19 protein-coding genes are annotated in these 18,653 nt (G+C 68.7%); 8 read left to right on the top strand and 11 right to left on the bottom strand.

Annotated features, from left to right (window positions below; genetic code table 11):
- Position 1 precedes the first annotated feature (1 nt).
- From J3A75_RS27110 to J3A75_RS27065, 10 genes are all read right to left on the bottom strand, one after another.
- Entirely contained in the window at positions 2–748 is a 747-nt protein-coding gene (locus J3A75_RS27110; protein WP_043074416.1) for a response regulator transcription factor, read from the bottom strand.
- Positions 745–3,459 carry a sensor histidine kinase gene (locus J3A75_RS27105; protein ID WP_209650826.1) on the bottom strand — a complete coding sequence of 905 codons (2,715 nt, stop codon included), beginning with the start codon at positions 3,457–3,459 and terminating at the stop codon, positions 745–747. The genes J3A75_RS27110 and J3A75_RS27105 overlap by 4 nt, the downstream gene beginning before the upstream one ends.
- A 9-nt stretch (positions 3,460–3,468) precedes the next feature.
- Entirely contained in the window at positions 3,469–4,074 is a 606-nt protein-coding gene (locus tag J3A75_RS27100; RefSeq protein ID WP_043074415.1) for a K(+)-transporting ATPase subunit C, read from the bottom strand.
- A gap of 60 nt (positions 4,075–4,134) precedes the next feature.
- The gene (kdpB, locus tag J3A75_RS27095; RefSeq protein ID WP_043074414.1) at positions 4,135–6,225 is read right to left on the bottom strand and encodes a potassium-transporting ATPase subunit KdpB; all 2,091 of its coding nucleotides are present in this window, start codon (positions 6,223–6,225) and stop codon (positions 4,135–4,137) included.
- A gap of 61 nt (positions 6,226–6,286) precedes the next feature.
- Positions 6,287–6,484 (bottom strand): hypothetical protein, encoded by a 198-nt coding sequence (locus J3A75_RS27090; protein ID WP_043074413.1) that lies wholly within the window; start codon positions 6,482–6,484, stop codon positions 6,287–6,289.
- Between the two features lie 3 nt (positions 6,485–6,487).
- Positions 6,488–8,203, bottom strand: a complete 1,716-nt coding sequence (gene kdpA / locus J3A75_RS27085) for a potassium-transporting ATPase subunit KdpA (RefSeq protein ID WP_043074412.1) — start codon at positions 8,201–8,203, stop codon at positions 6,488–6,490.
- Between the two features lie 22 nt (positions 8,204–8,225).
- Complete coding sequence (locus J3A75_RS27080) at positions 8,226–8,315, bottom strand: K(+)-transporting ATPase subunit F (RefSeq protein ID WP_017484418.1); 90 nt, start codon at positions 8,313–8,315, stop codon at positions 8,226–8,228.
- Positions 8,316–8,866: 551 nt separating this feature from the next.
- The gene (locus J3A75_RS27075) at positions 8,867–9,007 is read right to left on the bottom strand and encodes a hypothetical protein (RefSeq protein WP_179239942.1); all 141 of its coding nucleotides are present in this window, start codon (positions 9,005–9,007) and stop codon (positions 8,867–8,869) included.
- A 138-nt stretch (positions 9,008–9,145) separates the two neighbouring features.
- Positions 9,146–9,343, bottom strand: coding sequence for a hypothetical protein (locus tag J3A75_RS27070; protein ID WP_043074411.1), 198 nt, complete (start codon positions 9,341–9,343; stop codon positions 9,146–9,148).
- A gap of 125 nt (positions 9,344–9,468) precedes the next feature.
- Positions 9,469–9,795: a YnfA family protein gene (locus J3A75_RS27065; protein ID WP_043074410.1), complete on the bottom strand. Its 327-nt coding sequence runs from the start codon at positions 9,793–9,795 to the stop codon at positions 9,469–9,471.
- Positions 9,796–9,978: 183 nt separating this feature from the next.
- On the opposite strand from J3A75_RS27065, the gene dapA reads away from it, so the two are divergent.
- The 4 genes from dapA to J3A75_RS27045 all read left to right on the top strand — a co-directional run bounded on the left by dapA (position 9,979) and on the right by J3A75_RS27045 (position 14,312).
- Positions 9,979–10,968, top strand: a complete 990-nt coding sequence (gene dapA / locus J3A75_RS27060; RefSeq protein WP_059409524.1) for a 4-hydroxy-tetrahydrodipicolinate synthase — start codon at positions 9,979–9,981, stop codon at positions 10,966–10,968.
- 441 nt (positions 10,969–11,409) lie between these two features.
- Positions 11,410–12,003 (top strand): AAA family ATPase, encoded by a 594-nt coding sequence (locus J3A75_RS27055; protein WP_179239943.1) that lies wholly within the window; start codon positions 11,410–11,412, stop codon positions 12,001–12,003.
- A gap of 57 nt (positions 12,004–12,060) precedes the next feature.
- Positions 12,061–12,405: a hypothetical protein gene (locus tag J3A75_RS27050; protein WP_143739238.1), complete on the top strand. Its 345-nt coding sequence runs from the start codon at positions 12,061–12,063 to the stop codon at positions 12,403–12,405.
- Positions 12,402–14,312, top strand: a complete 1,911-nt coding sequence (locus J3A75_RS27045) for a TniQ family protein (RefSeq protein WP_043074407.1) — start codon at positions 12,402–12,404, stop codon at positions 14,310–14,312. Before J3A75_RS27050 ends, J3A75_RS27045 begins: the two co-directional genes overlap by 4 nt.
- Here the strand turns inward: J3A75_RS27045 and J3A75_RS27040 are convergent.
- Positions 14,309–14,971 carry a hypothetical protein gene (locus tag J3A75_RS27040; RefSeq protein ID WP_043074406.1) on the bottom strand — a complete coding sequence of 221 codons (663 nt, stop codon included), beginning with the start codon at positions 14,969–14,971 and terminating at the stop codon, positions 14,309–14,311. The two genes, J3A75_RS27045 and J3A75_RS27040, sit on opposite strands and share 4 nt — an antisense overlap.
- Positions 14,972–15,800: 829 nt before the next feature.
- On the opposite strand from J3A75_RS27040, the gene J3A75_RS27035 reads away from it, so the two are divergent.
- The 4 genes from J3A75_RS27035 (at position 15,801) to J3A75_RS27020 (ending at position 18,650) form a co-directional block, all read left to right on the top strand.
- Entirely contained in the window at positions 15,801–16,607 is an 807-nt protein-coding gene (locus J3A75_RS27035; protein WP_179239944.1) for an AraC family transcriptional regulator, read from the top strand.
- 160 nt (positions 16,608–16,767) lie between these two features.
- Positions 16,768–17,040, top strand: coding sequence for a hypothetical protein (locus J3A75_RS27030; RefSeq protein ID WP_244573433.1), 273 nt, complete (start codon positions 16,768–16,770; stop codon positions 17,038–17,040).
- 215 nt (positions 17,041–17,255) lie between these two features.
- Positions 17,256–17,855 (top strand): TetR/AcrR family transcriptional regulator, encoded by a 600-nt coding sequence (locus J3A75_RS27025; protein ID WP_043074404.1) that lies wholly within the window; start codon positions 17,256–17,258, stop codon positions 17,853–17,855.
- Between the two features lie 582 nt (positions 17,856–18,437).
- The gene (locus J3A75_RS27020) at positions 18,438–18,650 is read left to right on the top strand and encodes a YtcA family lipoprotein (RefSeq protein WP_052516914.1); all 213 of its coding nucleotides are present in this window, start codon (positions 18,438–18,440) and stop codon (positions 18,648–18,650) included.
- Positions 18,651–18,653: the final 3 nt, after the last annotated feature.

The raw sequence follows: 18,653 nt of genomic DNA, 5'->3' as shown, positions 1-18,653 counted from the left end.
ATCAGTGCGTCGTCTCCGTCGTTCGCGGCCCGGCATCGTTCGCGGCGCGCGGCTTGAGGTTTGGCTCGTCGTCCGGGGCCCGGAGGCGATAGCCGACGCCGGTCTCGGTGAGAAGGATGCGCGGCCGCTCGGGGTCGGCCTCAAGCTTCTGGCGGAGCTGGCGCACGTAGACGCGGAGGTATTGCGGCTCGGACGAGACCGCGACCTCGTGCATGAGTTGCGCGTGGGTGAGCACCTTGCCGGCATGGAGCACGAGCACGCGGAGGAAGTCGTACTCGCGCGGGGTGAGCTTCACCTCGACGTCGTCGACCCTCACAACCCTGCGGACGAGGTCCACGCTCAGGCCGTCAATTCGGAACACCGGACGCTCGCCGCGCTGGGCGAGTTGGTGGCGCAGCGCCGCCCGGAGTCGGGCCAGGAGCTCGGCCATGCCGAACGGCTTGGTCACGTAGTCGTCTGCGCCAAGGTCCAGCGCCTCGACCTTGCCGGCCTCGTCGTCCCGGCTCGACAGGACCACCACCGGCAAGCCGGGATGGCTCGCCCGGATCGTCCGCAGGAGGTCGTGGCCGCGCATGTCCGGCAGGCCGAGGTCGAGCAGGACGAGGTCCACGCCCTCCCGCCCCAGCACGTCCAGGGCGGTCGCCCCGTTCGGCGCCTCCAGGATGGCGTAGCCCTGGGTCGAGAGGCCCATGCGCAGCAGCTTACGGATCGGCGGCTCGTCGTCGATCACGAGGACGGTCGGGCTCATGCGGCGATGTCCTTTGACGACCGAGCGGGGACGGGCAGTGTCACGGTGAAGACCGCGCCCAGCCGGTCGTGCCGGTTGCCCGCGGTGACGGTGCCGCCCATCGCCTCGACGAAGCCGCGCGAGATGGCCAGGCCCAGCCCGGTACCGGCTCGGACGCGGTCGCTCTTGCGCACCCGGTAGAACTTGTCGAACAGGCGCTCGACGTCCGCCTCCGGGATGCCGTTGCCCTCGTCGAGGATCTCGATGCGGACGGACCGTCCGTCCTGGCGGGCCCGCACCGTCACGGTCGTGTCCTCGGGCGCGTACTTCGCGGCGTTGTCGAGGAGGTTCACGAGCACCTGCTCGAACAGGACCGGGTCGAGGCGCAGGGTCGGCAGGTTAGGCGCGAGGTCGACCGCGATCCTATGGCCGCACAGCACCTTCTCGACCCGGCGCAGCGCCGTGTCGACGGTCTCGGCCACATCCTGCGGGGCGAGGTTTGGCGCGACCGCGCCTGCCTCCAGGCGGGTCATGTCGAGGAGGTTCACGATGAAGCGGTTCAACCGCTCCGATTCCTCGATGATCGTACCGAGCAGCTCCGCCTTGGCCGCGCCGTCAAGCGCGGTGTCGAGGTCGCGCAGCGTGCTGGCCGCGCCGAGCACCGACGCCAGCGGCGTGCGCAGGTCGTGGCTGATCGAGGTCAGCAGCGCCTGCCGCAGTCGGTCGGTCTCGGCGGCGCGCTCGGCCCGGTCGAGATCCTCCACGAGGCTCACCCGCTCGATGGCGAGCGCCCCCATGTCGGCGAGGGCATCGAACATGCGGCGGCCCTCCGGCGTGAGGATCGGCCCGGTCCCGTCCGCGTCGAGGCCGACCACACCGACGGTGCCGCGCCCGGTCCGCATCGGCAGGAACAGGCGCTTGGCGCCGGGCAGCGTGTCGGCGCCCCGGCCCGCGGGGCGGTCGTTGTCGAAAGCCCACTGCGCCGCCGCGACGTCGGCCTCGTCCAACATGTCCTCCGGCGGGTAGCCGGCCCGCACCGTCACCGCCTTGCCCTCGGGTAGGAGGAGCACGACGCGCACCTTCAGGATCGCCGCGACCTGGGACGAGGTCGCCCAGAGCACGTCGTCGAGGGTGCCGCAGGCGGCGAGCTTGCGCGAGAATCCGAACAGCCGCTCCGTCGCCCGCGCCCGTCCCTGGCTCACCATGGCGGTCAGCCTCGCCCGGGCGGCGAGGTTGGAGACGAGCACGGCCACCAGGGTGAAGAGCAGGAACGCGGCGACGTTGGTCGGGTCGGCGATGGTGAGGGTGTAGACCGGCGGCAGGAAGAAGAAATTGTAGGCGAGCGAGGCGGCCACCACCGCGGCGAGCGCCGGGCCCAGGCCCCATTTGACCGCGACCCCAACCACGGCGGTGAGCAGGAACAGGTCGGCGTTCTCGACGCCCGCGTAGGGTTGGGCCACGACCGCCGCACCGAGGCCGGCCCCCACCGCGGCCAGAGCAACGAGGTAGGGCCGGGCGTCGAACGCCGTGCGCGGTGCGGCGGTCGCGACGGCGCGACGTGTCGGCTTCTCCGGCTCCACGGCCTCACCGGGCACCACGTGCACGCAGATGTTGCCCCCGTCCCGGACGAGGTCGTGCACCACCGAGCCGTTGACGAGTTCGAACAGGCGGGAGCGCTCCGACTTGCCGACCACGACGTGGTTGACGTTGGCCGAGCGGGCGTAGGCCAGGATGTCGTCGGCGGTCCGGCGGCCGCCGGGGAGCGTGACGGCGTCGCCCCCGAGCTTGTCGGCGAGCCGCAGGGCCGCGGCGATCCGGTCGCGCTGGGCCTCGCTCAAGGAGGCGGCGCGGGTGCCCTCCACGGCGAGCGCGGTCCACGGGGCGTGCAGGCGGTCGGCGAGACGCTTCGTGTAGCGGACGAGGCCGGAGGACCGGGGATCCTCGCTGACGCAGACCAGCACGCGCTCGCCCGCCGCCCAGGGGCCAGCGATGGCGTTGGCCCGCATGTGGCTCAGGAGTTCGTCGTCCACCCGGTCGGCCGTACGCCGCAGCGCCAGTTCCCGCAGGGCCGTCAGGTTGCCCCGGGAGAAGTAGTGCTTCAGCGCGCGCTCGGCGTTGGTCGGGACGTAGACCTTCCCGGCCTTCAGGCGCTCGATCAGGTCGTCGGGGTTAAGGTCCACCACCTCGATGTCGTCGGCCCGGTCCAGGACCCCGTCAGGCACGGTCTCACGCACCCGGATGCGGGTGATCGAGGCGACGACGTCGTTCAGGCTCTCGACGTGCTGGATGTTGAGCGTCGTCAGGACGTCGATGCCGGCATCGAGCAGTTCCTCGACGTCCTGGTAGCGCTTCGGATGGCGGGAGCCCGGCGCGTTGGTGTGGGCGAGCTCGTCGACGAGGGCGAGCGCCGGCCGGCGGGCGAGCAGGGCGTCGAGGTCCATCTCTTCAAGGACGGTGCCGTGATACGGCACGGGCCGCCGGGGGATCACCTCGAAGCCGTCGAGCAGGGCCTCGGTCTCGGCCCTTCCGTGTGTCTCGACGACGCCGATCACCACGTCGGCCCCGGCCTTCAGCCTGGCACGTCCGATCGTCAGCATCTCGTAGGTCTTGCCGACGCCGGGGGCGGCCCCGAGGAAGACCTTGAGTCGGCCGCGGGTCCGTTCCTCCCGGCGCGCCGCTTCGAGCAGCGCGTCGGGCGAGGGGCGGTTCGGGTCGCGGCCGTTCTCGGACATGCTCGTTCCTCAGCGCTTGGCGAGGTCGTCCAGGGCGAGGTTGAGCGCCAGGACGTTGACGCGCGGCTCGCCGAGCAGGCCGAGCGTGCGGCCCTGGATCTGACCGGCGACGAGGTCGCGCAGCTTGTCCTCCGGGACGTTGCGGGCCTTGGCGACGCGCGGCACCTGGAACAGGGCTGCGTCGGGTGAGATGTCCGGGTCGAGGCCGGAGCCGCTGGTCGTCACGAGGTCGACCGGAACGGGCTGGCCGGGGTTCTCGGCCTTCAGCGTGTCGAGGTCGCCCTTGACCCGCTCGGCCAGCGCCGCGCTCGTCGGGCCGAGGTTCGAGCCGGAGGAATTCGCCGCGTTGTAGGGCGCCGGGACGGTCTTGGTGGCGTCGGCCGGGTCCGCCGCCGTGGTCGCCGAGGGGCGGCCGTGGAAGTAGTTGGCCCCGGTGAAGTTCTGGCCGATCAGGCTGGAGCCGACGACCTTGCCGTCGCGCTCGATCAGGCTGCCGGCGGCCTTGGCCGGGAAGATGGCCCCCGCGATGCCGGTCATCGCCAGCGGGTAGGCGAGGCCGGTGACCGCCGTCATGGCGACGAGGAGGACGAGGGCGGGGCGAAGCTGGTTCAACATGGCGAGGGCTTTCGTTGGACGGCTCCCCTCCCCACGAGGGAGAGGGAGAGGACGCAGACGTTACGCGAGGTGCAGGGCGCTGACGGCGAGGTCGATGGCCTTGATGCCGACGAACGGCACCAGGACGCCGCCGAGGCCGTAGATCAGCAGGTTCCGGCGCAGCAGCGCGGCGGCGCCGACGGCCCGGTAGGTGACACCCTTCAGGGCCAGCGGGATCAGCGCCACGATGATGAGCGCGTTGAAGATGATGGCCGACAGGATCGCGCTCTGCGGCGAGGCCAGGTGCATGACGTTCAGCGCCTGGAGCTGCGGGTAGAGCGTCAGGAACATCGCCGGGATGATGGCGAAGTATTTCGCCACGTCGTTGGCGATGGAGAAGGTCGTCAGCGCGCCGCGGGTCATCAGCAACTGCTTGCCGATGCCGACGATCTCGATGAGCTTCGTCGGGTCGCTGTCGAGGTCGACCATGTTCCCGGCCTCGCGGGCGGCCACCGTACCGGTGTTCATGGCGACGCCGACATCGGCCTGGGCGAGCGCCGGGGCGTCGTTGGTGCCGTCGCCACACATGGCGACCAGCTTGCCCTGGGACTGCTCCTTGCGGATCAGCGCGAGCTTGTCCTCCGGGGTGGCCTGGGCGAGGAAGTCGTCCACCCCCGCCTCGGCCGCGATGGCGGCGGCGGTCATCGGGTTGTCGCCGGTGATCATCACCGTGCGGATGCCCATCTGGCGCAGTTCCGCGAAGCGCTCGCGGATGCCGCCCTTCACGATGTCCTTGAGGTAGACGACACCGAGTAGGCGGCCGTCCTTGGACACGGCGAGCGGGGTGCCGCCGGCCTTGGCGATGGTTTCCGCGATGGCACGGATCTCGGTCACGACGCCGGTCTCCGCCTCGGGACGGACGGCCAGGGCCACGTTCGAGCCCCGGCTCGCCATCGGCTGGCCCGAGACCGAGGCGATGACCGCATCGACCGCGCCCTTGCGGATCGACGTGCCCTGCAGGTCCACCCCCGACATCCGCGACTGCGCGGTGAACGGCACGAAGGTGGCGTTCAGGCTCGCCATGTCCCGGGCGCGGATGCCGTACTTCTCCTTCGCGAGGACCACGATGGAGCGGCCCTCCGGCGTCTCGTCCGCGAGCGAGGCGAGTTGCGCCGCGTCGGCCAAGTCCTGCTCGGTGACACCGCGGACGGGACGGAACTCGGTGGCCTGCCGGTTGCCGAGCGTGATCGTGCCGGTCTTGTCCAGCAACAGCGTGTCGACGTCACCCGCCGCCTCGACGGCGCGGCCGGACATGGCGAGCACGTTGAAGCGCACCAGCCGGTCCATGCCGGCGATGCCGATGGCCGAGAGCAGCGCGCCGATGGTCGTGGGGATCAGCGTCACGAACAGGGCGACCAGCACGATCACGGGGATCGACCCGCCCGCGTAGCTGGCGAAGCTCGGGATCGAGGCCACCGCGAAGACGAACACGAGGGTCAATCCGGCGAGCAGGATGTTCAGGGCGATCTCGTTCGGCGTCTTCTGCCGCGACGCACCCTCGACCAGAGCGATCATGCGATCGACGAAAGTCGAGCCGGCGGCCGCGGTGATCCGGACCTTGATCTCGTCGGACAGCACCTGTGTCCCGCCGGTCACCGCAGAGCGGTCACCGCCGGACTCGCGGATCACCGGAGCGGACTCGCCGGTGATGGCGGCTTCGTTGACCGAGGCGACGCCCTCGATCACCTCGCCGTCGGAGGGGATCAGGTCGCCGGCCTCGACGAGCACCACGTCGCCGACCTTCAGCGAGGTGCCGGGCACGCTCTCGTAGCTGCGACCCTGGCCGGTGAGCCGCTTGGCGGTCATCTCGGTGCGGGTGCGCCGCAGGCTGTCGGCCTGGGCCTTGCCGCGGCCTTCCGCCAGCGCCTCCGCGAAGTTAGCGAAGATCAGGGTGAACCACAGCCAGAGGATGATCTGGCCTGAGAAGAGGAGGTCGCTGCCGCCGGTGAGGAGGTCGCGGGCGAACAGGATGGTCGTGAGGACGGCCACGACCTCGACGACGAACATGACCGGGTTCCGGATCATGGCGCGGGGGTCGAGCTTCCTGACGGAGCCGACGAGGGCCGGCCCGACGAGGGCGGCGCTGAACAGGGATGAGGTCTGGCGGGACATGGTCTGAGGTGTCCGGAGAGGGGCGGTGGGGCCCGGCCGCGAGGGCCGGGCCTGCCTTGGTTCAGGGAGCGGTCGCACCGGAGGTCAGGACGAAGGCGGCGGCGAGGGCGAGGCCGCCGAGCATCACGACGCCGAGCAACGCCATCACGAGGTCGGAGGTCCGCAGGGGCTGGGCACCGCCGCGGTCGTGCCGCAGCGGGGGGCGGTGCAGCGCGAGGTGGTGGCGCGGCACACGACGGGCGTGGAGGGCGCGAGGCATGCCTCAGCCCCCCGTCGCGAAGGTCTGGCCGGCCACGGCCGCGAAGTGCTCGACGATGGGTCCGAGCGCCAGGGACGGGAAGAAGGTCAGGCCGCCCATGATCAACACCACGCCGACCAGCAGCCCGATGAACAGGCCGCCATGGGTCGGGAAGGTGCCCGCGGAGGCCGGAACCGTCTTCTTGGCTGCGAGCGAGCCCGCGATGGCGAGCACCGGGATCTTCACGAAGAACCGGCCGACCAGCATGCCGATCGCCAGGGTGCTGTTGTAGAACAGGGTGTTGGCCGTCAGCCCGCCGAAGGCCGAGCCGTTGTTCGCGGCCGCCGACGTGTAGGCATAGAGGATCTCCGAGAACCCGTGCGGGCCGGCATTGGCCGGACCGGCAAGGCCCGCGGACACCACCGTGGCGAGCGCGGTGAAGCCCAGCATCATCAGCGGCAGGCAGAGGATGCCGAGCATCGCCATCTTCACCTCCTTCGCCTCGATCTTCTTGCCGAGGTATTCGGGCGTGCGGCCGACCATCAGGCCCGCCACAAAGATCGCCACGATCACGAAGATCAGCATGCCGTAGAGACCGGCGCCGACACCGCCGATAATGACTTCGCCGAGCTGCATGTTGATGAGCGGGATCAGGCCGCCGAGCGCCGTGAACGAGTCGTGCATGGCGTTGACGGCGCCGCATGAGGCCGCGGTGGTGATCACCGCGAACAGTGCCGAGGCCGCGATGCCGAAGCGGGTCTCCTTGCCCTCCATGTTGCCGCCCGTGAGCCCGAGCTGGGACAGGACGCCGGTCGCGTTGGCTTCCGCCCAGTAGGTGACGGCGACGCCGGCCACGAAGAGCAGGCCCATCGCCGCGAGGATAGCCCAGCCCTGGCGCTCATCCCCGACCATGCGGCCGAAGACGTTGGTGAGCGCCGCCCCGATCACGAAGATCGAGATCATCTGGAGGTAGTTCGACAGGGCGGTGGGGTTCTCGAAGGGATGCGCGGCGTTGGCGTTGAAGAAGCCGCCGCCGTTGGTGCCGAGCATCTTGATCGCCACCTGGCTCGCCACCGGACCGACCGCAATGGTCTGCTTGGCGCCCTCCAGCGTCGTGGCGTCCACATAGCCGCCGAGGGTCTGCGGCATGCCCTGCGAGACCAGGAACAGCGTGAAGACGATGCAGATCGGCAGCAGCACGTAGAGGGTGGCGCGGGTCATATCGACCCAGAAAGAGCCCAGCGTCTTTGTGGAGGCACGGGCGAACCCGCGGATCAGCGCCACGGCGACCGCGATGCCGGAGGCCGCCGACACGAAATTCTGGTGCGTCAGCCCAAGCATCTGGGAGAGGTACGAGAGCGTGGTCTCGCCGCCGTAGGACTGCCAGTTCGTGTTGGTGACGAAGCTGGTCGAGGTGTTGAACGCGAGGTCCGGGGCGACCGCCGACTGTTCCGCCGGGTTGTACGGCAGCACCGCCTGCAGCCGGAGGATCGCGTACAGCAGCACGAAGCCGAGCAGGTTGAAGACGATCATCCCCCCGGCGTAGCCGAGCCAGGTCTGTTCCTGGCGGGCGTCGATGCCAGCCACGCGGTAGAGCCCGCGCTCGATGGGAGCGAGCACGGGCGAGAGGAAGGTGCGCTCGCCGTTGAAGACCCGGGTCATGTAGGCCCCGAGCGGCTTCACGAGCGCCAGAACGACCGCGCAGTACAGCGCGATCTGGATCCAGCCGTTGGTTGTCATGGGGGGAGGTCCGTCTGGCCGCTCAGAACCGCTCGGGGCGGACGAGGGCGTAGGTGAGGTAGACGAGGAGGCCGGCGGTCACGAGGGCGCCGAGGGCGAGGTCGAGGGTCATGGCGGCGTGCCTCAGAGGCGATCGCAGAGCGCGGTGTAGCCGGCGGTGAGCGCGAAGAAGGCGAGGCCTCCGGCGATGAAGACGATGTCGAGCATGGGGGTCGTGTCCGGTTCGGCGGGCCGGAAGCGGGGACGCCGCGACCGGTCTTTGCCGACCCTGAATGTGGACCGGAACCGCGTTAGGGTTCGAGACGGAGCCAGGGGCGATCTTATAAGGAAGCCGTTAGGATCGCTCCGATTCCGATCTACCCGCGCTTGCCGGACCAGCGCCTGGACGCCACGCGGCGCGCAATTCGTGGCAGGCTCCGGGCACGTCGATGTGCGCCGACCGATGGCATGCCGCGCGCCACAGGGCCCGGTCGACGCGGACCACGCCGGTGTCTCCGCCGGCGAAGCCGCTGAAGGGGATGCCGCAGGCGGTACAGCGACCGTCGATATGTCGGAGCACGACGGCGTCGGACGCGGTCCCCACCTCCGGCATCGGGGAGGCGGAGGGGAACCTGGGGATCGGGCACGGCAACCGGCCGCGCAGGCCTGGGCGGGAACCGGCGCTCAAGATGGGGGCAACACGTCGATGACGTTCAGGGCAAGCAGCCCGAAGCAGAAGGCCGTCCACGAACCGAGGACCAGGACCATCAGAGCGAAGACGCGGTCGTCCCTGCATTCCGCGGCGATGTGCCGAAAGACGATCATCTGGATGCTCCACGCGGGCGAAGGCCCGGTGGTGCGAGAGGTCTCGCTTACGCCGTTAGGGAACAAGACGGAGGCGGGCGCCGCGGTATAGGTAAGTCATAAGGCGCCGCGGTCGGGTTCCGGGACAGGTCCCTTGGCTCAGCGCTTACCCGCGAGGCGGTGGTCCCTGATCGCGCGCCGGGTCGCACGGCTCGTGCACAGCCGCCGGAATGCGTGCTGCGCCTCTTGCTCGGACGGCACGGCGGCGCGGGCCCGCAGCGTGGCGGCCAGGGCCTCCTCGCCGCGACAGGCATCGAGGGCGCCGAAATCCCTGTCGTCGTTCAGGTGATGGGTCATGTCCGCGCTCCGGTGATGAGGGTCATCCCAGGTGAGCACGGGACCGCGTAAGGATGCGAGATGCCTCGGATGGCATCTCCATCAGGGTTTCATCAGGAGTGCGGGTGCCGATCCTGTCCCGGGAATCAGCTTCCCCGCGGCGCGAAGATGATCAGGCCGCTGCCGAGCAGGCATATCATTCCCCCGACGACGTCCCACCTATCCGGCCGGTGACCCTCGAAGCCCCATAGCCAGAGGATGGCCGCGACGACGTAGATCCCGCCGTAGGCTGCGTAGGCGCGACCGGCGGCCTTGCTCTCCACGAGGGTCAGCAAGTAGGCGAACAGCGCCAGCGAGGCCATGCCTGGGATGAGCCACAGCGGTGACCTGTCGAGGCGGAGCCAAGCCCAGAATGCGAAGCAGCCGGCGATCTCGGCCAGGGCGGCCGCTGCGAAGGCGGGGTAGGTGAGCATGGCCGCGTGTTCGCACGGGCGGGCAACACAACCAAGCCGGGGCGCCGGGCCCCTGTCCTGATGACTTCCTAATCCTGCGAGCCCGCTTGGCGTCTCGTTCCCTTATGCGGGTCGCCTTATCGTCGACGCCAAGGCTTACCGCCCCCCCACCTCACCGCGGCCTGGCCGATCCCGAGGTTCTTCATGTCCCTATCCCGCCTCGACCGGGCCGAGCCGTCCGATGCCGCCAACGCCGGAGCGGACCGGTTCGGGGGCTCGCTGACGGCCCTGGTGACGCCGTTCGCCGACGGAGGACGGAGGCTCGACGAGCGCGCCTTCGCCGGGCTCGTCGAATGGCAGGTCGCGGAGGGCACCGAAGGCCTGGTGGTCGCCGGCACCACTGGCGAGGCGCCCACGCTGACGGCGGGCGAGCACGACCGGCTGCTCCGCATCGCCGTAGAGGCCGCCGCCGGGCGCGTTCCGGTCATCGCCGGCACCGGCACGAACTGCACCCGCAGCAGCATCGAGCTCACGCGGGCCGCCCAAGCCGCGGGCGCCGATGCCGCGCTCGTGGTCACGCCCTACTACAACAAGCCGATGCAGGAGGGGCTCTACCGCCACTTCGCCGCCATCGCCGGCTCGGTCGACCTCCCGATCCTGCTGTACACCGTGCCGTGCCGGACGGGCGTCGACATCGCCGCCGACACGCTCGCGCGGCTGGCGGCGATCCCGAACGTCGTCGGGATCAAGGACGCGACGGGCGACTTGGCACGGCCGACGGCGACCGCCCGGTCGATTGGGACCGTCTTCCTTCAGCTCTCGGGCCACGACGCGACCGCCGCCGCCTTCAACCTCGCTGGCGGACGGGGCTGCATCTCCGTGGTGTCCAACGTCGCGCCGCGGCTGTGCGCCGACCTGCAGCGCGCCTGCCGGGATGGCGACTTCCGGGCCGCGGCGGCCATCCAGGCCCGGCTCGCGCCCCTGGTCTTGGCGCTGGAGCGCGAGACCAACCCGGGGCCGGTCAAGCTGGCCCTCTCCCTCCTGCAGGCGGACGTGTCCCCGGACATGCGCCTGCCGCTGGTCGCGCCCTCGACCGGGACGGCCGTGGCGGTCGCCGAGGCCCTCGAAGCGGTCCTCGGTTCGAGGCCGGAAGCCTCCGGCCTCGAACCCGAGCCGACGTCCCGCGCGGCCTGACGGCGCGCGTCCACCCTCGGCAGGTCGCCCATCCGTGAAGACTGCCCGCTTGCGGGCGAGGTGTCGCCGCCCGAGATCCACCTTGGCCGTGCCGATGACCGGTCCGTTGTCCGCCAGGGCTCGCCACCATGGACGCAGATGCTGGCCTCACCTCCTGAACCTTCCCGGACGCAGACGCCTGGCGTCGTCATGGCTGTCAACACGGTCGGTTCCCTCGGGCGCCCCTACGAGCGGAGACGCGGGGTCCGGTAGCATCGGCGTCTCGGTGGCTACGCCGGCCGGCGGGCGCCGCCGCCCGGGGACTGTCCCATCCGCGCCGCCCGGGCTGGCCGGCTCGATCAACCTGTTTGGGGAGGACGTCGAATGAGCGCCGATAGCGACAGCCTTATCGCCGCGGGTGCTGGCTCGGGGAACCTCTCGTCCGACGACCTTCGTCGGCGGATGCGATCAAAGCTGCCTGATCGAGACCTGAGGGGGCTGACCCGGCTCGACAAGCTCGAAGACGTCTATGTCGAATGCAGCCGCGACAGGATCCTGGAGGATACCTTCGCTCAATTCATGAAGTACCACCTCACCGAGAAGCGCCTGCGCCTCAAGGAGGCTGAGGTCTTCTTCATGATCGGTCCCAGCGGGGCGGGGAAGAGCCTCGCGATGGATCGGGTGTTGCGCGCACACCCGTCCCTTCAGGCGGAACGGCGGTCCTTCGGCGTCGTGCGGCCCCGCATCTCCATTTCCCTGAGCGGATACGTCCACCCCAGGATCCTCGCCGAAATGATCCTCGACGAGGCCGGAGCGCGCGTCGGCAAGATCGGGCGCGGCGACATCTGGTACAGGCTGCCGGAGGAGCTCCTGAAGCGGGAGGTCAGCGTCGTCCATATCGACGAGTTCAGCCATCTCATCCGGAAGGGCAAGACGCCCGAGATCGAGGAACTCGCGGATGCGATCAAGGGGGCATCGATCTCGCGGACCCATCCGGTCGCCTTCGTCCTGTCGGGGCTACCCAAGATCACGAGGCTTCCCATCAAGGACGAGTAGGTAGAACGGCGTAACTGGATCGTTGAGTTCCCCGATCTCCAGATGGAGAGCGAAAGGGTGCTCGTCGTGAAAATCCTCAATACGATGGCCAAGGCGGTCGAGATGAAGATCGGAGCCATGGCGAAGACGGACATGCCCGAACGGATTGCGCACGCCGCACGCTATCGTTTCGCCCGCATCTGCCAGGTCGTCGCCGCCGCGATCCATCAGGCCCTGCACGCCAAACCCGACGCGAAGGAACTCACGCGGGAACACTTCGCCCTCGCTTATGCGAACCGATCCCTCGCCCGTGGCCGCAACGATCGGAACCCTTTCCTCGTGGACGACTGGGATGCGCTGCAGCCCGGGTCGTTCCTCGGGGATACCAAGAACAAGGAGGACGACGACGAGGACGAGCGATGACCCGGGTCGCGGACGTCGAACCTCTGCAATGGGCTCTGCGGGTGCATCCGGGGGAGGTAGCTATCGGCTACGCCTCGCGCCTCGCCGCCCTCAACGGGTATGACCTTCCCACCCTCATGCGCGGCACCGGCGTGGATGTTCGAAGGCTCCACGTTGGCGACGAGGCGGCCGTCCGCCATGTTGCGGCGCTCGGTGCGCTCGATCCGGCCGAGACGGATGGCCTGGTTCGTACGACCCCTCGCAGAAACGGACCTTCGGATTCCAGGATTGGGAGCGAGAGACTCGCGCGGCGCTCACTGCTCACGGGGTTCGTTCGGTTCTGCCCCCACTGCATCGCCGGGGACATTTGCGACGGTCCTGGGGACGTGACGCCCACGGCGCTGACATGGCTGCGTGTCGAGTGGATGGTCGAGCAGATCCACTCTTGCCACGTGCACGCGATCCAGCTCGTCGAAACAGATCTCGTCGCAGGCTTTCCACTTGTGGACTTTTCGAGTGCTATTGCGACAGAGGTGCTGCCTCGGCTCGAACGATTGCGTGTCGAGGCCGTGCCCTCCAAGCCGAGCGACTTCGAGAAGTGGGTGCTCCGGCGCCTTTCCGGCATCATGAACCCGGATGACTGGCTCGACCGGATGCCCCTCTACGCCGCAGTCGATATCTGCGAGGCCCTTGGGATCGAGACGGTCGATAAGGAAGCACACCCTTACGAGTGTCTCGATCCAGCGGAAAGGGCGGCCGTCTCCCTCGCCGGCTTTCGGGTCGCGCAGGGGGCGGAGCCCGGCATCGAGCGCTTCCTCGATGGCCTCGTCTCACGGGCCAACCAGGCTGGCTACGTGGGGAGCAACAAGGTCTACGGGCAAATTTGGAGATCCGTCGGGCGGAACTCGGATCCTGCGTTCGACCCTTTCCGGGACATCGTGCGGCGGCATGCCCTCGACAACGTGCCGTTCGCGGCTGGCACCGTGGTGCTCGGGCAGGTCCTGGAGGCCCGGCGGCTGCACACCATGTCCTCCGCCGCGAGGGAGTCGCGGGTGTGCAACCAGACCCTACGCGGCATGTTTGCAAGACCCGGCGTGGCGCCGGCGCTTCCCGCCTCGGAGCGGACGCGGCTGATGATCGGCGCGGCCGAGTTCGAGGAGCGACTGCGCGAGTTCGGGGTTGCCCTGCCCGTCGCCGCGGTCGTGGCATCGACCGGCATCATCCATAGGCACTTGCTCGAACTCATCGTCCAGGGGGTGATCCCCGTGTTGTTCGGATCGCGCGACGTGGCCAACGCGCGTCACCGCATCGCCCGTGCGGACTTGGAAAGCTTCATCGGCCGCCTGGGCGAGGGAGCCGTGCCTGTCGAGCAGCCGACCCGCTTGCAGGTCAACCTGGGTCATGCGTGCCTGGTCGCATCGACCAACATCGTGGAACTCGTGAGCTTGGTCCTCGCAGGACGGCTCACGTGGAAGGGCCGCCTGGGTGGCGGTGCTCGATACACGGACCTGCTGGTGGACGCCGGCGAGGTGTTGAACGTCCTCAGGCAGGACAGGCCGCCCCCGACGCACATGACCAAGTTCGACGTGGGCGCCGAGATGCGGGGGATGAGCCATCAGCTGGTCGGCCGGATGATCCGGGCGGGCCACCTGAAGGTCGAGAAGGCATTCTGCCCGAGGGTCCGGCGGCGTATCCCCTTGATCACGCGCGAGAGCTTCGAGACGTTCCGCGGCAGGTACGTGACCCTCACGGAGCTCGGGCATACTCAGGACTTGCACTGGCGTATCGTGAGGCGGCACCTCGATACGTCCGGGTGCATGCCGACATATTCTTGGGACGGGCGGGGCAACGCCATCTACGCGTTGTCGAAAGACTTGGAGAAGGCATTGGCCACGCTCCCCGGCGGCGGTGCGCCGAAGGCGCCCTAGTGCATCGGGACCGGAGCCTCGGCCTCGTAGTCCGCCCAGGCAACATCCACGAACGAGAACTGCGTCCGGCCAAGTGCCATGGCGACCTCGCAGGCCACGGCGAGGCTCTCTCGGTCCTTCGCTGACGCCGCGGCGACCTTGTCCGCCGTGACCGGGCCGTCGCCGGAAATGATCCGGCGGAGCCGGGCAAGCTGCCGGCAGGCCTGTTCCACGGTGAAGCCGTCATCGGCGAGGCGCGCGGCCACCCCGGGTAGATAATCCGGGTCGACCGGAACCTCGACCTCGTCGAACACGAACCACCGCATGGCCGTGTCGAAGCTGGCCAAGTAATGCTTCTCTCGCTCCGCGCAGACCGACAGCTGCCTGATTGCGCTCTCCAACGCCGCCCTGCGCGTCGCGCACGGAACGGCGTTCCCGGTCACCACCGGCACGCCGAGCGGAAGGTTCTCGAACACCAAGTCGGCATTCCATCCGCCGTCCGCCTCGTAGACGTGAACGCCGGCGACGTTGGACAGCCGCCAGTGCGGGGATGCAGTCGCGGCCTGCATCGTCATGGTCGTTTCGACGGCCTCGCTTGCGTCGACCAGCCTTCCCTTGAGGTGCTCAAGCAGAGATGCGGCCAGGCGCCGGTTTGGCCGACTCCCATGAACGTAGGCCATCGGAAGATCCCCGGGCGGCTTTCCATCGGGCCGCTGCGGCGAATGTCGAGTGGACCGGTGCAAGCCACAAACCGAGATCGAACGTCGGGTGCCGCAATCATTCGCAGAGAGAGCAGAACTTTGCGGCGCTCAAGACCACAACTTTGCGCCGTTAGTGGTCCGCTACAGAGGGAACGGGGAGCAGATCATTGCACCGGAGCGCAGTTTTTGCGCTCCGGACCAATGATATGTTTTGCAACTCAAAGTTATTCTTAAAGCAGATCCAACTTAACCGGAGGATACGATCGTCAACCTGAGGCTGATTTAGGTCTTGCGTGCGCTGGATTTGATCGCCTTGACCTCCCCAAGGGCATCCTTGGCGAAGTCCCGCCCTGTGGCGGTAACCACCAAGCCGGCCCTAGCCGCGCGTGCCGTCAGATGGCGAACTCGACGTCCGGCACCACCGCGAGCCGCTCGGGCAACGGCGCCTCGAGCGTGAACCGCACCCAGCCGGGCGGTAGTCGATCCCGGCCTTGCCGCCCATCTCGGACGCGAGCGCCCGCTCGATCAGGCGTAAGCCCAACCCGGCGGTCGTCTCTCTGATCGAGGCCTCGGCCGGAAGTCTGTGACGCGCAGGGTCGCCGATCCGCATCGCGCCCGGCAGACGCACCCGTACCCGCATCATGCGCCGTTGCACAAAGGGCCCGAATTCCGCTCCTTGGTCATCCGGACGACCAAGCTTCGACCTTCCGCGGCAGGATCCCGTGCACGTCCGTCCCGCAGCCTTTTGAAGCTTGCAACTTGCGCGGACCTATATATGTACGTGTGAGCATATATGGGGACGGTGACGATGCTGGCTGAGGGGTCAATCGGCGCTCGACGGACGTCGCGGCAGGCATTCCTGTTCCCCGGGGCGGCGCTGTTCCTCGGCCAGGCCACCGATCAGCGGCTGCATCGCCACAGGGCGTTCGAGGTCGCCATCCCGCTGGAAGGCCATCTGCGCATCGAGACGGCGCGCGCCCCGGGCATCGGTCCCGAGGCAGGCGTCCTCGCGCCACTCGAACATCATCGCGTCATCGCGACCGGCAGGACCGCCTTCCTGTGGGTGGATCCTGAAACCCGTGCGGCCCGCGCCTTGGCGCAGGTCCGCCCCTCCGTGGACGGCAAGGGGCACGAGCGGTTGGTGTCACTGCTGCGCGAGATGGACCGTTCGGAGCCGACCCATGACGAGGCATGGGCGCTGCTCGACCTCTGGCGTTCGATCTGGCTCGACGGACTGCCGCAGTTGCCGCGGCTGGACCGCCGCGTGTCAGAGGTTGTCGATCTCATCGATTCCGCGCCGGTACCGCTGGCCAACCGCTACGAGGCTGCCGACCAGGTCGCCCTCTCTCCGAGTCGGTTCTCGGCGCTCTTCACCCAACAGGTCGGCATGCCGCTCAGGAAGTACCTCCTCTGGCGGCGCCTGCTCTTTGGCATTCGCCGCCTCGGCAACGGGGCTTCGGTGACGTCGGCCGCGGTCGAGGCCGGCTTCGCCGACGGCGCGCATTTCAGCCGGGTTTTCCGGGCGACCTTCGGATGCAAGCCCTCGTCGCTCGCGAACATGAGGGTCGTCGCGAGCGAAGCCCACCCGATCTCGCCGCGACCCCGACCGAGCTAGGACGCGGCCCCGTCTCGCGGGACCGTCGTATCGTTCAAGGAATTCCCGTCGCCCGGCCCAGATGTAGGTGCAACCAGCGCAAGACCGGGTCGAGGGCGAAAGCCCCCACGTCAGGTATCCGCATTTGCGCGGAGCTCTTGCAGAAACATGGAGATCATCGATGAGAGCCGTAGGCCCCCGTAAAAAGCACCTTCCCACCGCGCTCGTCGGACTGGTGCTGACGTGCCTCGTCGGATCGGTCATGCAGGTCGAGGCACAGGAGTTTCACGACACCCCGTCGGAGACGATCCGCGACCGCCAGGCATGCACCTCTGACGTCATGAATCTCTGCCGGGCCTTCATCCCGAACCGGACCGCCATCACCAACTGCCTGGTCGAGAACATCGACCATCTCAGTCCGGCCTGCCGCACCGTGATCGCGAGCCGTCGATGACCGCGGCACCACTCGACCAGCCCCTGGCCGGCGACGGGGTGGGCGGCGAGGCCGGTCACGGTCATCCGCCCTCGGTGGGCCGCCGCGTCTGCTTGCAGCGTCGACGCCCGACGTTATATGTACGAAAGGACACTTATTCGGCGGGTGGGATGGTTTCTCGACCCAGAGGGCCGGCCGAGGCGGGAACCCGTCCGCGCGGCCGCAGGACCAAAGACATGCCGGACGGTCGGCAGGCCCTTCTCCGTGCGGCGACCCTCGCGTTCTCCAACGACGGCTTCGACGGAGCCGACATCCGGAGCATTTCCATCGCTGCGGGGGTCAGCCCGAACCTGGTTCGCATCCATTTCGGCAGCAAGGCGGAGCTCTGGGAAGCCTGCCTCGACTTAATCGTGACGGCGACGACGCCTGTCATCGACGAGGTCGGAAAGCTTTCCAGGCAATCGGATAGGCCCCTTTACGAACGTCTGAGCAATCTCATCACCACGGTCGCGAACTTCTACGCGGTCCATCCGGAGGTAAGGGATTTCGTCTTCCACCACGGGTCGGACGCCCCCGAGCGAGCGGTGATGGTGACGGAGCGCCTCCTCAGGCCGGCCTACGAGGCCTGCCGTTCGTTGTTCGCAGCCGGCATCGAGGCCGGGATCGTGCGCAGCAGCCATCCGGCCCTGTTCTTCTCGCTGCTCAACGGTGCCGTGGGCCAGCCGCCCGCCTTCCCGGCGATGCTGAATCGGCTCGCGCCCGACATCGACGTCGAAGAGGCGCGCAGGCGCATGGCCAAGACCGTGGTCGCATCGCTGCTTCACCGGGCCGCCTGACCCGACCAGCCTTCTCCCGACGTCGATGGCGCCGGACCGAGCGACGGGACGCCGGCATCACCAGCCGGGTCCCGGCTGGCCAGCGGTCCCGGGCACGATGGTGAAGATTGAGAGAGCCGCCATGCCGCTCACCTTCGTTCGACGTCCATCCTCTCACGGAGGCCGACCACGCCTCCGCATAGGACGCTGGGCCTTCGGCTTCGCCCCCTCGCCGGAAGTCCAGCCAGCAGGCCGCGCGGGCAATAAGCCCGATCCCCGCGCGGCCTCCGACCTCGCCGACTTCCGGGGGGCGGTCCGCGGCAAGGAAAGCCTTCGCCGGTGCCGGTGGACCGAAATCCAGCCGCGGCAGGATCATCGGCTACCCCCGTGCCGAAGCCATCACTTGTTCGAAGAACTTCGAACCCATCGCCTTAAGCCGCGGTGGAGAACTTCGTCTCGGCTGCCGCCAGCGACGGCAAGTCAGTCGTATCGTTCAAGCGTTCAGGGCCGCCTGCCCGTAGCGTCCCTGCTCCGGCCCGAGGGCCGAAGCACCATCGGCCGGGGGGCTCAGTGAATGTGCCGGCTTCCCGGACGATGGCAGTGATGCAAGCCGCGGCACCGACCTTCAGCCTCTTCGGGGCCTTCTTCCCTGCGTGGCTCGTCTGCGCGGTCGCGGGGATCGTCGGCGCGTTGTCGCTCAGGGTGGCATTCTCCGTCATCCAACTCGACGACGGCATCCCGTTCAAGCTGCTGACCTACACCTGTGCGGCCTTGGCCATCGACTGTGGCCTCTGGCTGCTGCTGTTCGGCCCGTGAGCG

Origin of the sequence: Methylobacterium sp. PvP105 (genome assembly GCF_017876975.1) — a bacterium.
GTDB classification, from domain to species: Bacteria; Pseudomonadota; Alphaproteobacteria; order Rhizobiales; family Beijerinckiaceae; genus Methylobacterium; species Methylobacterium radiotolerans.
This window is presented reverse-complemented; position numbering and strand designations above follow the sequence as displayed.